The organism is Bifidobacterium choerinum, from assembly GCF_000741135.1.
Taxonomy (GTDB): Bacteria; Actinomycetota; Actinomycetes; order Actinomycetales; family Bifidobacteriaceae; genus Bifidobacterium; species Bifidobacterium choerinum.
In genome coordinates, this window is sequence record NZ_JGYU01000002.1 from 327,809 (window position 1) to 341,667 (window position 13,859).

At 66.5% G+C, this 13,859-nt stretch carries 12 protein-coding genes and 1 other RNA gene; 11 read left to right on the top strand and 2 right to left on the bottom strand.

Going from position 1 to position 13,859, the window contains the following annotated elements; genetic code table 11:
- The first annotated feature begins 49 nt into the window (after positions 1-49).
- The 11 genes from BCHO_RS02365 to BCHO_RS02410 all read left to right on the top strand — a co-directional run bounded on the left by BCHO_RS02365 (position 50) and on the right by BCHO_RS02410 (position 12,398).
- Positions 50-1,192 (top strand): inositol-3-phosphate synthase, encoded by a 1,143-nt coding sequence (locus BCHO_RS02365; protein WP_024541652.1) that lies wholly within the window; start codon positions 50-52, stop codon positions 1,190-1,192.
- 120 nt (positions 1,193-1,312) lie between these two features.
- Positions 1,313-1,409, top strand: an RNA gene (gene ffs / locus BCHO_RS08960) — signal recognition particle sRNA small type.
- 41 nt (positions 1,410-1,450) lie between these two features.
- Positions 1,451-2,557: a phosphatase PAP2 family protein gene (locus BCHO_RS02370; RefSeq protein ID WP_024541651.1), complete on the top strand. Its 1,107-nt coding sequence runs from the start codon at positions 1,451-1,453 to the stop codon at positions 2,555-2,557.
- A gap of 106 nt (positions 2,558-2,663) precedes the next feature.
- Positions 2,664-5,558, top strand: a complete 2,895-nt coding sequence (gene topA, locus BCHO_RS02375; protein WP_024541650.1) for a type I DNA topoisomerase — start codon at positions 2,664-2,666, stop codon at positions 5,556-5,558.
- A gap of 14 nt (positions 5,559-5,572) precedes the next feature.
- Entirely contained in the window at positions 5,573-6,190 is a 618-nt protein-coding gene (gene tmk / locus BCHO_RS02380; protein WP_024541649.1) for a dTMP kinase, read from the top strand.
- Between the two features lie 6 nt (positions 6,191-6,196).
- A complete protein-coding gene (locus BCHO_RS02385) occupies positions 6,197-7,351 on the top strand; it encodes a DNA polymerase III subunit delta' (protein ID WP_024541648.1) in 1,155 nt (384 codons plus the stop codon).
- Positions 7,352-7,442: 91 nt separating this feature from the next.
- Entirely contained in the window at positions 7,443-7,997 is a 555-nt protein-coding gene (locus tag BCHO_RS02390) for a YbhB/YbcL family Raf kinase inhibitor-like protein (RefSeq protein ID WP_024541647.1), read from the top strand.
- Positions 7,998-8,211: 214 nt separating this feature from the next.
- Complete coding sequence (locus BCHO_RS02395) at positions 8,212-9,837, top strand: C69 family dipeptidase (RefSeq protein ID WP_024541646.1); 1,626 nt, start codon at positions 8,212-8,214, stop codon at positions 9,835-9,837.
- Positions 9,838-10,002: 165 nt separating this feature from the next.
- Entirely contained in the window at positions 10,003-11,520 is a 1,518-nt protein-coding gene (locus BCHO_RS02400; RefSeq protein WP_024541645.1) for a formate--tetrahydrofolate ligase, read from the top strand.
- Positions 11,521-11,826: 306 nt separating this feature from the next.
- Positions 11,827-12,048, top strand: coding sequence for a hypothetical protein (locus BCHO_RS08965; RefSeq protein ID WP_202805362.1), 222 nt, complete (start codon positions 11,827-11,829; stop codon positions 12,046-12,048).
- Positions 12,045-12,398 (top strand): hypothetical protein, encoded by a 354-nt coding sequence (locus BCHO_RS02410; RefSeq protein WP_029675766.1) that lies wholly within the window; start codon positions 12,045-12,047, stop codon positions 12,396-12,398. The genes BCHO_RS08965 and BCHO_RS02410 overlap by 4 nt, the downstream gene beginning before the upstream one ends.
- A gap of 103 nt (positions 12,399-12,501) precedes the next feature.
- On the opposite strand, the gene BCHO_RS02415 is transcribed toward BCHO_RS02410, so the two are convergent.
- A complete protein-coding gene (locus BCHO_RS02415) occupies positions 12,502-12,849 on the bottom strand; it encodes a phenylpyruvate tautomerase MIF-related protein (RefSeq protein WP_024541642.1) in 348 nt (115 codons plus the stop codon).
- Between the two features lie 225 nt (positions 12,850-13,074).
- A complete protein-coding gene (locus BCHO_RS02420) occupies positions 13,075-13,632 on the bottom strand; it encodes a GtrA family protein (RefSeq protein ID WP_024541641.1) in 558 nt (185 codons plus the stop codon).
- Positions 13,633-13,859 lie beyond the last annotated feature (227 nt).

Genomic DNA, 13,859 nt, shown 5'->3' on the forward strand with positions numbered 1-13,859 from the left:
CGGTATGCTGAAAGGCGAACAACGCACGCAACTAGAGGAGTCATTTTTCATGAGCATTCGCGTGGCTATCGCCGGTGTGGGCAATTGCGCCTCGTCACTGGTGCAGGGTGTCGAGTACTACAAGGACACCAAGGATGAGGACAAGATCCCTGGACTGATGCACAACAACTTCGGCGGCTACCGCGTGCGCGACATCGAGTTCGTCACCGCGTTCGACGTCGACGCCGACAAGGTCGGCAAGGACCTGTCCGAGGCGATCTTCTCGTCGCAGAACAACACGATCAAGTTCTCCGACGTCCCGAACCTGGGCGTCGAGGTGCTGCGCGGACCGACGCTCGACGGTCTGGGCGAGTACTACCGCGAGATGATCGAGGAGTCGGACAAGGAGCCGGTCGACGTCGCCCAGGTGCTGCGCGACAACAAGGTCGACGTCCTCGTTTCCTACCTGCCGGTCGGCTCCGAAGAGGCCGACAAGGCGTATGCGCAGGCCGCGATGGACGCCGGCTGCGCGTTCGTCAACTGCCTGCCGGTGTTCATCGCCTCCGACCCGGAGTGGGCGCAGAAGTTCCGTGACGCCGGCGTCCCGATCATCGGTGACGACATCAAGAGCCAGGTCGGCGCGACGATCACGCACCGTGTGCTCGCACGTCTGTTCGAGGACCGCGGCGTGCATCTCGACCGCACCTACCAGCTCAACGTCGGCGGCAACATGGACTTCATGAACATGCTGCAGCGTTCGCGCCTCGAGTCGAAGAAGATCTCGAAGACGCGCGCCGTCACGTCGATCGTCCCCCACGAGATGGATCCGTACAACGTCCATATCGGCCCGTCCGACTACGTCGCATGGCTCGACGACCGCAAGTTCGCGTTTGTCCGCCTCGAGGGCACGACCTTCGGCGACGTCCCGCTGAACCTCGAGTACAAGCTCGAGGTGTGGGATTCGCCGAACTCGGCCGGCATCGTCATCGACGCCGTGCGCGCCGCGAAGATCGCGCTCGACCGCGGCCTCGCCGGCCCGGTGCTCGCGCCGTCCTCCTACTTCATGAAGTCCCCGGCCGTCCAGCATGAGGACAACGAGGCCCGCCGCCTCGTCGAGGAGTTCATCGCCGGCAAGGTCGAGGCCAACGAGGCCGAGCTCGACGCCGACGTCGCCAAGGCGAAGGCCGACGGCAAGGACGTCTGGAAGGCCTGAGCCTCCACGACGCCGCCGTCCGGCATGACGAAGGCCGCCCGTGTCCCCCGTGACATGGGCGGCCTTCGTCATACCGGCGCCATGCCGTGTGTTGCGGTGTCGGGGCATGGTGTACACTGATGAATGCCTCCGCGTGGCACTACGTCACCCAATCCCCCCAGGGCAGGAATGCAGCAAGGGTAAGTGGCCTCTGGTGGGTGCGTGGAGGTTTTTCCATACCCGCCGACGTTCTTCCGTACTTGCGTTACAGTCGGTAGCATGACCGAGCACACACACGACACCCCATCCACGCGTCCCGACGACGCCGCGCAGCCGTCCGCCGACGCGACGCACTGGTCCGCGCTCGAGAAGACGGAACGTCCCGCGCCGCAGCCGGTGCCGCAGGACGGCCCGGGGAAGCCGCACGAGGAGGACGTCCTCGCGCGCGACATGCGCTCCAAGCTCGCGCAGCTCGACCCGCTCACATTGCGTCCGCGCACGTCGAGCGTCGTGCTGTGCATCGTCTTCGGCGTCGTCTTCCTCATGATCGCGGCCGCCGTCTACTGGCTCGGGGTGCGCACCGTCGCCGGGCAGACCTTCGAGGACCTCGTGATCGTCAACTACGCGTCGATGATGCCGTCGTGGCTCAGCCTCGGCCATCTGCAGTCGCCGATCATCATCGGCGTCGCGCTCGCCTTCGGCGTCGCGGCCTTCGTCGTCGCCGCGCTGCGCCGCCGCTGGTGGCTCATCGGGCAGCTCGCCGCCTACAGCGCCGTCTGCTTCGCCGCCGCGAAGCTGCTCAAGCCGTATCTGCCGCGGCCGTTCCTCGTCTACATCGAATCGTCGGCGAACAATTCGGCGCCGTCGGGGCACACGATGCTCGCGGCGGCCGCCGGACTCGTGCTGCTGTGCGCGGTGCCGCACGCATGGCGCGCCGTATGCGCCGTGCTGTCGACGATCTGCACGATCGCCGTCGGCGTGTCGGTCGTCTTCGACCAGTGGCACCGGCCGAGCGACGTATTGATGGCGATGTTCGTCGCCGGCGGCCTGATGATGCTCATGTTGGCGTGCACGCGCGCGTCGGGCATGGACCGGCCGGGCGACCGCGTCTCGTCGCCGTCGATCCAGCTCGTCGCGACCGCGTTGATCACGCTCGGGCTGTGCGCGGCCGCCTACGGCGCCTACGTCATCTGGCAGGTGCAGCCGGGACTCGAATCCTCGGCCGGCTGGGCGGCGTCGGGATCGTGCGCGGCGACGACGGCGCTCGTCTTCGGCTGCGCCGCCCTCGTCAACGGCATGGTGCTGATGATGCGCCAGCTGACGGCCGCGCCGCTGACGAAGCTCGGGCTCATCGGCGCGCCGCCGTTGCCGCCCAAGGCGAAATGAGCGCCGCCGAAACGCCCGGCGCGTTGCCGTCAGCGCCGCCCGGGCGTACATGATTGAGCAGCCCGTGAGTAATATGGCGTGCGAATACCGCATGTAAGGAGAAATCATGACTGCAGGCAGCAAGCTCGTGATCGTCGAGTCCCCGGCGAAGGCGAAGAAGATCGGCGGCTACCTCGGGGATGGATACACCGTGCTCGCTTCGGTGGGCCATATCCGCGACCTTGCCCAGCCGAGTCAGGTTCCCGCCGACCAGAAGGCGCGCTTCGGCAAGTTCGGCGTCGATGTGGACGACGGCTTCAAGCCGTACTACGTCGTCGGCGCCGACAAGAAGAAGACGGTCGCCGAATTGCGCGCCGCGCTCAAGGACGCCGACGAGCTCTTCCTCGCGACCGATGAGGACCGCGAAGGCGAGGCGATCGCCTGGCATCTCGTGCAGACGCTCAAGCCGAAGGTGCCGGTCAAGCGTATGGTGTTCCACGAGATCACGCCCGAGGCGATCCGCGCATCGCTCGAACATACGCGCGAGGTCGACGGCCACATGGTCGACGCGCAGGAGACGCGCCGTGTCCTCGACCGCCTCTACGGCTATGAACTGTCGCCGGTGCTGTGGCGCAAGGTCGGCCCGGGACTGTCCGCAGGCCGCGTGCAGTCGGTCGCCACACGTCTGATCGTCGAACGCGAACGCGAACGCATGGCCTTCGTGCGCGCGCCGTACTGGGACGTCGTCGCGCAGCTGCAGGCGCCGGACGCGCTCGGCGCCGACGTCGCCTTCGACGCGCGCCTGACCGCCGTCGACGGCCATCGCGTCGCCGGATCGAAGGACTTCACGTCGCGCGGCGAACTCACCGAGGCCGCGCGCAGGGACGGCGTGCGGCAGCTGGGCCAGGCCGATGCCGACGCGATCGCCGCCGCGCTCGCGTCCGCTCCGTTCCGCGTCGCCGACGTCGAGGAGAAGCCGTACCGCCGCCGTCCACAGCCGCCGTTCACGACGTCGACGATGCAGCAGGCCGCCGGCAACCGTCTCGGCATGTCGTCGAGGCAGACGATGCGCGCCGCGCAGACGCTGTACGAGAACGGCTACATCACCTATATGCGTACCGATTCGGTCACGCTCAGCCAGGAGGCGATCCACGCCGCGCGCGAATCGGTCGCGCGCGAGTTCGGCGAGCGGTATCTGTCCGACGGCCCCAAGCAGTACGCGACGAAGACGGCCGGCGCGCAGGAGGCGCACGAATGCATCCGACCCGCCGGCTCGCACTTCCGCGACCCGGCGCAACTCGCCGGTTCGCTGCCGCCGGATCAGCTCAGGCTGTACACGCTCATCTGGCAGCGCACGCTCGCCTCGCAGATGGCCGACGCAACCGGTTCGACGGCCACGGCGCGCTTCGTCGCCGACGCCGGCGACCGCGGCGAGACGACGTTCCAGGCCTCCGGCACCGTCATCGAGTTCCCCGGCTTCCTGCGCGTGCTCGGCGAGCACCGCAAGGGCGCGAAGGACGACGAGACGTCGCTGCCGCCGATGGCCGCCGGCGACGTGCTGCAGGCGCGCGACGTGAAGGCGGACGGCCATGAGACGCAGCCGCCGGCGCGCTACACCGAGGCGTCGCTCGTCAAGACGCTCGAGGCGAAGGAGATCGGACGACCCTCCACCTATGCGAGCATCATCTCGACGATCATCGACAGGAAATACGTGTACGAGCGCGGCCGCGCGCTCATCCCGTCGTGGCTCGCGTTCGCCGTGACGAAGCTGCTCGAGACGAAGTTCCCCAAGTACGTCGACTATCAGTTCACGGCGGACATGGAGAACGGCCTCGATGAGATCGCGCACGGCAGGGACACCGGCCGTGACTGGCTCACCGCCTTCTACTTCGGCACCGGCAAGGACGCGGCGAAGAACGCCGACGAAGTGCACGAAGGCCTGCAGCAGCAGGTCGCGCAGCTCGGCGAGATCGACGCGCGTGCGATCAACACGATCGAGATCGGCGACGGCATCAACGTGCGCGTCGGCCGCTACGGCCCGTATCTCGAGGACACGAAACACCTCGACGACAAGGGCAACCCGAAGCATGCGTCGATCCCGGATACGCTCGCGCCGGACGAGCTCACCGTCGCCGAGGCGCACCGGCTCATCGACGAGAACGCCGGCGGCCCGCGCGTGCTCGGCACCGACCCGGCGACCGGCGGCACCGTCGAACTGCGCAACGGCCGCTTCGGCCCGTACATCGCACTCGTCGAGCCGGGCTCGGACGCGCGTCCGAAGATGGCGTCGCTGTTCAAGTCGATGACGCCGGAGACGATTACGCTCGCCGACGCGCTCAGGCTGCTGAGCCTGCCACGCCTCGTCGCGTCCTATGACGAGACCGACGATAAGACCGGCGAGACCGGCACGACGAAGATCCTCGCGAACAACGGCCGCTACGGCCCGTATCTGACGCGCGAACGCGCCGACGGCTTGAGCGAGACGCGTTCGCTCGAGAACGAGGACATGATCTTCACGGTGACCGAACAGCAGGCGCGCGACTTGTTCGCGCAGCCGAAGTACGGCCGCGGCAGGCGTGCTGCGAAGCCGCCGCTGCGCGAGCTCGGCAACGACCCGACGACGAACAAGCCGGTGACGATCAAGGAAGGCTTCTACGGCGCCTACATCACCGACGGCGAGACGAACCGTTCGCTGCCCAAGCAGTACGACCCGAAGACGATCTCTGCCGAGGACGCGTTCCGTCTGCTCGCCGAGAAGCGTGCGGCCGGCCCGGCCAAGCGCCGCGGCCGCAAGACGAAGACGGCGAAGGCCGCGAAACCGGCGAAGACGGTGAGCCCCGCGCAGGCCGCCCGCGAGGAGCGCCGCAGGAAGGTACGCGAATTCGCCGATCTGGGGTGGCCGAACGCGCGCATCGCACGCGAGATCGGTTCGACGCCCGCGACGATCAAGTCGGACCTCGACTATCTGACCGAACACGAAGGCTATGTGCGTCCGGCGGTCGTGCCGAGGACGAAGCGCTGAACGGCAGGACGACGATGACAGGGCAGGGATTGTTCGTCTCCTTCGAGGGCGTCGACGGCGCCGGCAAGACGACGCAGGCCAACCGTCTCGCCGACTATTGGCGCGCGCGGGGCAGGGAGGCGGTCGTCACGCGTGAGCCGGGCGGCACGTCGCTCGGCGTCGAGATCCGCCGGCTGCTGCTGCACGGCGACGAGCCGATCGCGGCGCGCGCCGAGGCGCTGCTGTTCGCCGCCGACCGCGCGCAGCACGTCGCCGAGATGATCCGTCCGGCGCTCGAGCGCGGCGCGATCGTCATCACCGACCGCTATCTCGATTCGTCGCTTGCCTATCAGGCGGGCGGTCGTGAACTGACGTCCGACGAGATCCGCGGACTGAGCATGTGGGCGACCGGCGGCCTGCTGCCGCGGCGCACCTATCTGCTCGACATCGATCCGGCGTGCGCGCACCGGCGGCTCACGCACGCCGAGGACCGCATCGAATCGGCCGGCGACGACTTCCAGCGGCGCACCAGGCGCGCGTTCCTCGACCTCGCCGAGCGCGACCCCGAACGATTCCTCGTGCTCGACGCGTCGGCGCCGGCCGACGACATCGCGCAGACGATTTGCCAAGACAGCGCGAATCTGGTTGGGTGAGACGTCATGAGCGTATGGGACACCCTCGTGGGGCAGGACCGCGTCGTCGAACAGCTGCGCGCGGCCAGCTGCGGCGACCCGAAGATGCTGGCGCAGTCATGGCTGATCTGCGGACCTCCCGGCTCGGGCCGCTCCAACATGGCGCGCGCCTTCGCGGCCGCGTTGGAGAGTCCCGACCACGGCCTGAACGATGAGCCGACGAAGGCCGTGCGCGAGGTGCTCGCCGGCACGCATCCGGATGTGACGACGTTGGCTACCGACAAGGTGACGATCGGCATCGACGAGGTGCGCGACCTCGTGACGACGGCCGAGCAGATGCCGCGCAGCGGCCCGTGGCGCATCATCATCATCGAGGACGTCGACCGCATGCTCGAACGCACGACGAACGTGCTGCTCAAGGAGATCGAGGAGCCCAGCCCGCACACGATCTGGCTGCTGTGCGCGCCGAGCGCGCAGGACGTGCTGCCGACGATCCGCTCGCGCACCCGCATCGTCAACCTCGGCGTGCCCTCCGACGCGCAGGTCGCGCAGTACCTCGAGCAGCGGCACGACGTCGGCCACAACCTCGCGATGCGCGCCGCGCGCCTCGCCGAAGGGCATATCGGCGTCGCGACGCTGTACGCGACCGATTCGCAGGTGCTCGCCGACCGCGACGAACTCGTCGTCGGCGTCCTCGGGCTGCGCCGCACGTCGCAGGCGATACTGCTCGCCGGCTCCCTGCTCGACAGCGCGAAAGCGCAGGCCGCCGCCGACGTGGCGAAACGCGGCGACAAAGCGCGCGCCGAATTCCTCCGCCTCAACGGCCTGCAGGAGGGAGACCGCGTGCCGCCGTCGCTGCGCCCCGCGTACAACGCGCTGACGAAGGCCGACGACGTCAAACGGCAGACGACGCGCCGCACGCGCGACGTGCTCGACCGCGCGCTCAACTCGGTCGCGAGCATCTACCGCGACGTCGCCGTCCTGCAGAACGACGCCGAGGAATCGGTCGGTCTCGTCAACGTCGAGAACCGCCGCGCGATCGCCGACCTGAGCGCGCGGCTGCGCCGGGAGCGCACGATTCGCTGTCTCGACGAGATCAACGTCGCGCGCCGCCGCCTGTTCGGCAACGGCAACGCGCTGCTCGTCTTCGAGGCGCTGTTCTGCGCGCTCGCCGAGGCCTGAGCGGCCGCGCAGCCGCCGGAGAGTATTCGCGACGCGCGATATATCCGGTCATGCGCCGGCATGCGCGCCGCCGATGCGCGATACTAAAGACATGCTAGTTTCCGCAGATTTCACCACCGTGCCGGACCTCTACGCCAAGAAGGCGCCCGATGACGCCCGCGTGGACGGTGTGCCGTGCATCTCCTTCCCCTTCTACATCGACCATCTCAATCCGGCCGTCAAGTACCTGCACTGGGAGTTCAGCGACCCCGATTCGATTCCGGTGTGCGGATTCGAATGGATCCACTGGACGATGGCGAACCTGCCGGTCGACGCGATCATGTTCGACCCGTCCGACGCGCATGCGCTGCAGATTCCCGCCGATTTCTCACGCAAGGTCAACGCGATGATCCCGGAGGCGGCGCAGGGACGCAATTCGCAGGCTTCGCCGCTCTACGGCCAGGACCAGCAGAACCTGCAGCTCGTCGCGCACTACACCGGTCCGCAGCCGCCGGACCAGGACCATCGCTACGTGCTGCAGCTATGGGGCACGACCGAGCCGATCGCGGGACTCGAGCAGGGCTTCTGGCTCAACGCGATGCTGCACGGCCTCGAACATGCGCAGGTCGTCGACGGCGGCGGCATCACACTCGTCGGCAGTTGCTGACGGCTTCACGATGACGGCCGGCGGAGCGATCCGCCGGCCGTCATCGTGATACCCGCGGCAGGGCCACTGTTCGCGTCCGGCGTATCCATATCCCGGCTGGGCCGGGGCAGCGCGCCGCACGGGCCCCTACAATGACCGCATCGGAACATGTCCGCCGCCACCGAAGGCGCAGGCGGACGAAGCAGACACAACCAACAGGAGACATGGGAACAATATGAGCTGTACAACGCTGCTTGTCGGCAAGGACGCAAGCTACGACGGATCGACGATCATCGCGCGCAACGAGGACAGCTGCAACGGGGAGTTCGACCCGAAGCAGTTCGTCATCGTCAGGCCGGAGGACCAGCCGCGCCACTACAAGTCGGTGCTCTCGCACGTCGAGATCGATCTGCCCGACGACCCGCTGCAGTATTCGAGCGTGCCGAACGCGATCCGCAAGAGCGGCATCTGGGGCGAGGCCGGCGTCAACGAGGCGAACGTCGCGATGAGCGCCACCGAGACGCTGACGACGAACGAACGCGTGCTCGGCGCCGACCCGCTCGTCGAGTTCGCGCCGGCGATCGGCAAGCCGGGCGACGACGACTACGAGCCCGAGGTCGCCGGCGGCATCGGCGAGGAGGACTTCGTCACGATCGTGCTGCCGTACATCAAGACGGCGCGCGAGGGCGTCGCGCGCCTCGGCGCGCTGCTCGAGCAGTACGGCACCTACGAGATGAACGGCGTCGCGTTCAGCGACGTCAACGAGATCTGGTGGCTCGAGACGGTCGGCGGCCATCATTGGATCGCGCGCCGTGTGCCCGACGACTGCTATGTGACGATGCCGAACCAGCTGGGCATCGACGAATTCGATCTCGACGACGCGCTCGGCAAGCAATGCGATTACATGTGCTCCGCCGACCTCGACGACTTCATCGAAGGCAACCATTTGAGCCTCGCCGTCGAAGGCGCGTCGCCGTTCTCGCCGCGTGACGCCTTCGGCTCGCATTCCGACTCCGACCACGTCTACAACACGCCGCGTGCATGGTACATGCAGCGCTACTTCAATCCGCTCGACGAGGTCTGGGACGGCCCGGACGCCGACCACAAGCCGGACGCCGACGACATCCCGTGGTGCCGCCAGCCGGACCGCAAGATCACGATGGAGGACGTCAAGTACATCCTGAGCTCGCACTACCAGGAGACGCCCTTCGACCCGTACGGCACGGGCGGCGACGACATGTCGCGCACGCGCTTCCGCCCGATCGGCATCAACCGCACGAACCATCTCGCCGCGATGCAGATCCGTCCATACCGCCCGCAGGTCAACCGCGCCGTGCAGTGGATCGCCTACGGCTCGAACCCCTTCAACGCGATGGTCCCGTTCTTCCCGAACGTCGACGACACGCCCGCCTATCTGCGCGACACGACGGCGCGCGTGACGTCGGAGAACTTCTACTGGGCGAACCGCATCATCGGCGTGCTGTGCGACGCGCAGCACGCGCAGACGATGTCCGCCGTCGAGAACTACCAGCTGAAGGTCGGCGCGCTTGGCCACGCGATGCTGCGCGCGGCCGACGAGCAGGTGAACCGTCTCGGCGGCGACGCCGTGCTCGAGGCGTCCGCCCGCGAACACGAATACGACGACGAATTCGTCGAGGACGAACTCGTCGAGGACGTGCAGCCGATGGAGCCGGACGAGATCATCGAGGCCGTGCGCAACCCCGAGGTGCGCGACGTGCTCGCGACGGCGAACGAGGACCTCGCACGCCAGCTCAAGAAGGAGACCGAGAAGCTGCTCGACACGGCGCTGTACACGTCGAGCCTCGCGATGAAGAACCACTTCGCGATGTCCGACAACTGATCCGTCTGATTCGCCGCGCCCATCGCGCTATGACCCGAAGCCGGCGCGCAGGCCCCCCGCCTGCGCGCCGGCTTTCGTCGTTCGCATCGTGATGGGGGATGTCTCGCGGCCATAGCGTGCTGATATGTTGGAACAGGCAGCTCAAACACCGGAAAGGAACGTGTAGTGTCGCTCATCGAGAATTTCACCAAGCCTTACGGACTGGTCGACAAGATCGACGCATTCGGCTATCTCGACTCCCTTAAGAACAACCCCGACGCGCCGCGCAAGCACGGCAAGGTCGTCCTCGTCACCGCGGACACACCGCTCAAGGCGTCGCGCGGCGAAGGCAAGACGACGACGACGATCGCGCTCATCGACGCGCTCAACGCGCGCGGCATCGACGCGGCCGCCGTGCTGCGCCAGCCGAGCATGGGCATCACGGCCGCCGGTTCGAAGGGCGGCGCCTCCGGTGGCGGCAAGGCGTCGCTGACGCATCCCGAACTCATCGACTGGGGTCTGTGCGGCGAGATGGGTGCGATCGAGGCCGCGCAGAACCTGCTCGCGTCGTTCGCCGAGAAGGCCGTCGACGACGGTCTGCTCGACACGGTGATCGTTCCGCGCGTCTCCGAAGTGCCGTCGCGTTCGCTGCGCAGCGTCGTCGTCGACGCCGGCAAGAACGATGTGCACGAGAAGACCGTGCTCACGCCGACCTGCGAGCTGATGCAGATCGTCGTGCTGTCGCGCTCGATGGACGAGATCGCCGAGCGCGTCGCGAAGATGATCGCCGGCACGAAGGACGGCAAGGCCGTGACCTTCGGCGAGTTCATCGACCTGTGGCGCATCACGAACATCCTCGCCGACGCCGTCAAGCCGGCGAAGACCGAGACGAAGAACGGCTCGCCGGTGTACGTGCACGGCGGCCCCTTCGCGAACGTCTCGATCGGCATCCCGTCGCTCGTGTCCGTCGAGATGGCGTGCGCGCTGCACGACGTCGTCATCGTCGAAGCCGGCTACGGCGCCGACGCCGGCGCGCAGAAGTGGCTCGACATCGCCTGCCGCGAATACGGCGCGCAGTGGCCGAGCGCGGCCGTCGTCGTGACGCGCGCCTCCACCTGGCGCGACGACCCGGCGCTGCAGTGGCGTTACCCCTTCCACGTCGAGCGTCTCGAAGGCCTCGGCATCCCGACCTTCCCGCTGATCAACCTGTGGGACGGCGAGGACGACCAGGTGCCGGCGCTGCGTCAGACGGCCGCCGACCTCGGCTTCCGCGCGCCGATCGTCGGCAATCTGTACCGTGACGGCGGCGACGCGCTCGTGCCGCAGCTCGACGCCTTCACCGAAGCCGTGAGCGCCGAGGATGCGCCCGAGACGCCGGCGAGCCACAAGGGCATGCCGCTCGTCGAGAACGTCAAGTGGGTGTGCGAGCACGCCTACGGCGTCCCGTCCGACCGCGTCGTCATGAAGCCCGGCTTCGAGGAGTCGCTCGAGGCCGCGCGGGCGCTCGCCGAGGACGCCGGCGTCGCCTTCGACGATCTCGCGCTCGTCGCCGTGAAGTCGCCGGCGACGATGACCGACAACGACGCCGCGCCGGCCGACGAACGCACGGTGACGCTCAAGAAGGTCGACGTCCACTCCGGCGCCGGCCTCGTCCACGTCAACCTGACGACATCGCTGACGACGCCGATGCCGAAGATCGTCTAAGGTCATTCGACTCGGCCAGTCGCGCTGAACGCCCCGCGCCATCGGACGCGGGGCGTTCCCATAGGGCGCATGGGTCATCGGCAACGCAAAGGAGGAGGATCCCGGCGTCGAGCTGCCTTCGGCGGGCGGCATCGGGACGCATTGCGCGGCCCTCGGATTCGCGTTCATCGCGGCGGGCATGTGCCTGGCTGTGGTCGTGCAGAAGAACCGCAAACCCGGTGCGCACGCCGTCGTGCGTAGTCGCTGAGTCGGGCGAACGATAAGTCTATTGCACTAGACATAATATGTCTAGTGCAATAGACTTACATGATGACGAAACGCAGAGAGCTTCTGAGGAAAATTCGGCGTGAGGCCCGAAGGCAGGGCCTCTCGTTCGAACGTGACGCGCGCAAAGGCGGCAATCATGAGATATGGAAACTGGACGGGATGGCCATCCCGGTACCGAGGCATCATGAGATTGGTGATATCACCGCTATGGGCATCTACAAGGAAGCAGCTGAAAAGCTGGGAAAAGGGTGGTGGCAATGATCTATCAAGTGGATATCGAGCCGGACGGCAAGTACTGGAATATCTCGGTGCCGCAGATCAACCGCGTGACCCAAGCTCGCACTCTGGGCGAGGTGGAATCGATGGCGAAGGATCTCATCTCGATCATGACCGAGGAACGCGATCCGCAAATCGAAGTGCAGATGCATCTGCCAAGCCTCGTGGAGGAGGCGCTGCGGCTGAAGGTGGAAGCGAAGGAGGCGGAGCGGCGCGCGCGCAAATCAATGGCCGGCGCCGTCCATCTACTGCACGATGAGGGAGTGCCGTATCGGGAGATCGGTCAGATTCTGGGCATCAGCCATCAGAGGGCGCAGCAGTTGGCGTCGGCATGACATATGGATAATCGGAGACGCCGCCGAATCGATGGGATTCGGCAGCGTCTCTCGTATGCGCTGAGCGTTCGCCGCACGGTGGATGGCGGCGGCGAAGTTCAGATCAGAAGTTGGAGCCGTTCCAACCCCAGTCGGGGGTTGCGGTGTAGCGGATGTAGGTGCGGTCGGCGGGGATCTCGAGCGTGTCCTGCAGCGCATCCATGATCTGCGGCGTGAGCTTCTTCCATGCGCTCGTCGGCACGTTCGAACCGAAGACGTTCACCTCGACGTAGGCGACCGGCGCGGCATCGTCGCCGCCGAAGTACATCGGCACATTGTCCTCGAACATGCACATGAGCCAGCCCTCGGACTTGCCGGGGACGGCGGTGATCGCCTGGCCGAAGATGCGCTTGAGCGTATCGCGCTGCTCCTTCGTCGTCGGGACGGAGACATGGGTGTGAATGACTGGCATAGGGCCTCCTTGATGGGAATCGGCGATCGACTCGGCGGTCGCCGGTCAACGGTGTTCAGTCAGTACCCAGTCTAGGGCAGCTTTGCCGCGTCGTATTCGACTTGCGTCCGGTGGCTGAGCGGTTGAATGGAGGTTTGTGGTTGCGGTCAATCACAAACCTCCGCCGGGAGGGATGCGAATGGCAGTCTGTAATTGGGTTCAACCACCAACCGCCGCCGAAGGGCGTCACTTCCAGCCTTTCGGCGTGTGCCTGATCGACCACATGCCCAGACGGTGCGAGAAGCTCTGCTCCCACTTCGCCTCGAGCTCCTCCTCGGACAGGACGTGGTCGCCGCGGCGTAGGCGGTTCATCGCGTTTGTGTGCGTGTCGTCGAGCAGCCATTTGCGGATGATGAAGTTCCAGATCGCGACGACGACCGTCGAGATCAGCTTGCCGATGTTCGTGCGCAGCAGATACATCGCGTGCTGGCTGATGTAGGCGTCCTTGTTCATGCCGTAGGTGGACAGCCAGATGATGACCATGTTGATGAACAGACCGACGACCGCCGAGAACAGGAAGATCGCCATTTCCATCCACCGTGCCATGTCCGGACGGTGCTTGAAGACGTATTTCATGCTCGCGAAGTAGTTGAAGACGAGCGAAATGAGGAACGAGATCGTCGCCGCGATGACGTTGTGCATATGGAACACGCCGACGAGGAGGTTGAGGATGCCCCAGTCGATCAGGAACGCGATGATGCCGACGACGCCGAATTTCAGGATCTGCTCAATGAGTTTGCGCACACGAACAGTGTACAAGGGGCACGCCCGAAGCAGCCGTGCGGCTGCGGACGCCCGCTCCGCACGGCGTACGCAGCGCGTACTGCCCATGTACTGTCAGCCGTCGTGCGCGCTCGCCCATCATCTGCATCAGTCATGCATATCTCGATAATTTGGGAGAAACTTTGAGTTATGCGTCGTGCACTGCGCAGGCAGACGCCCGGCATGTGCGATGGTGCGCGTTTGGGTGA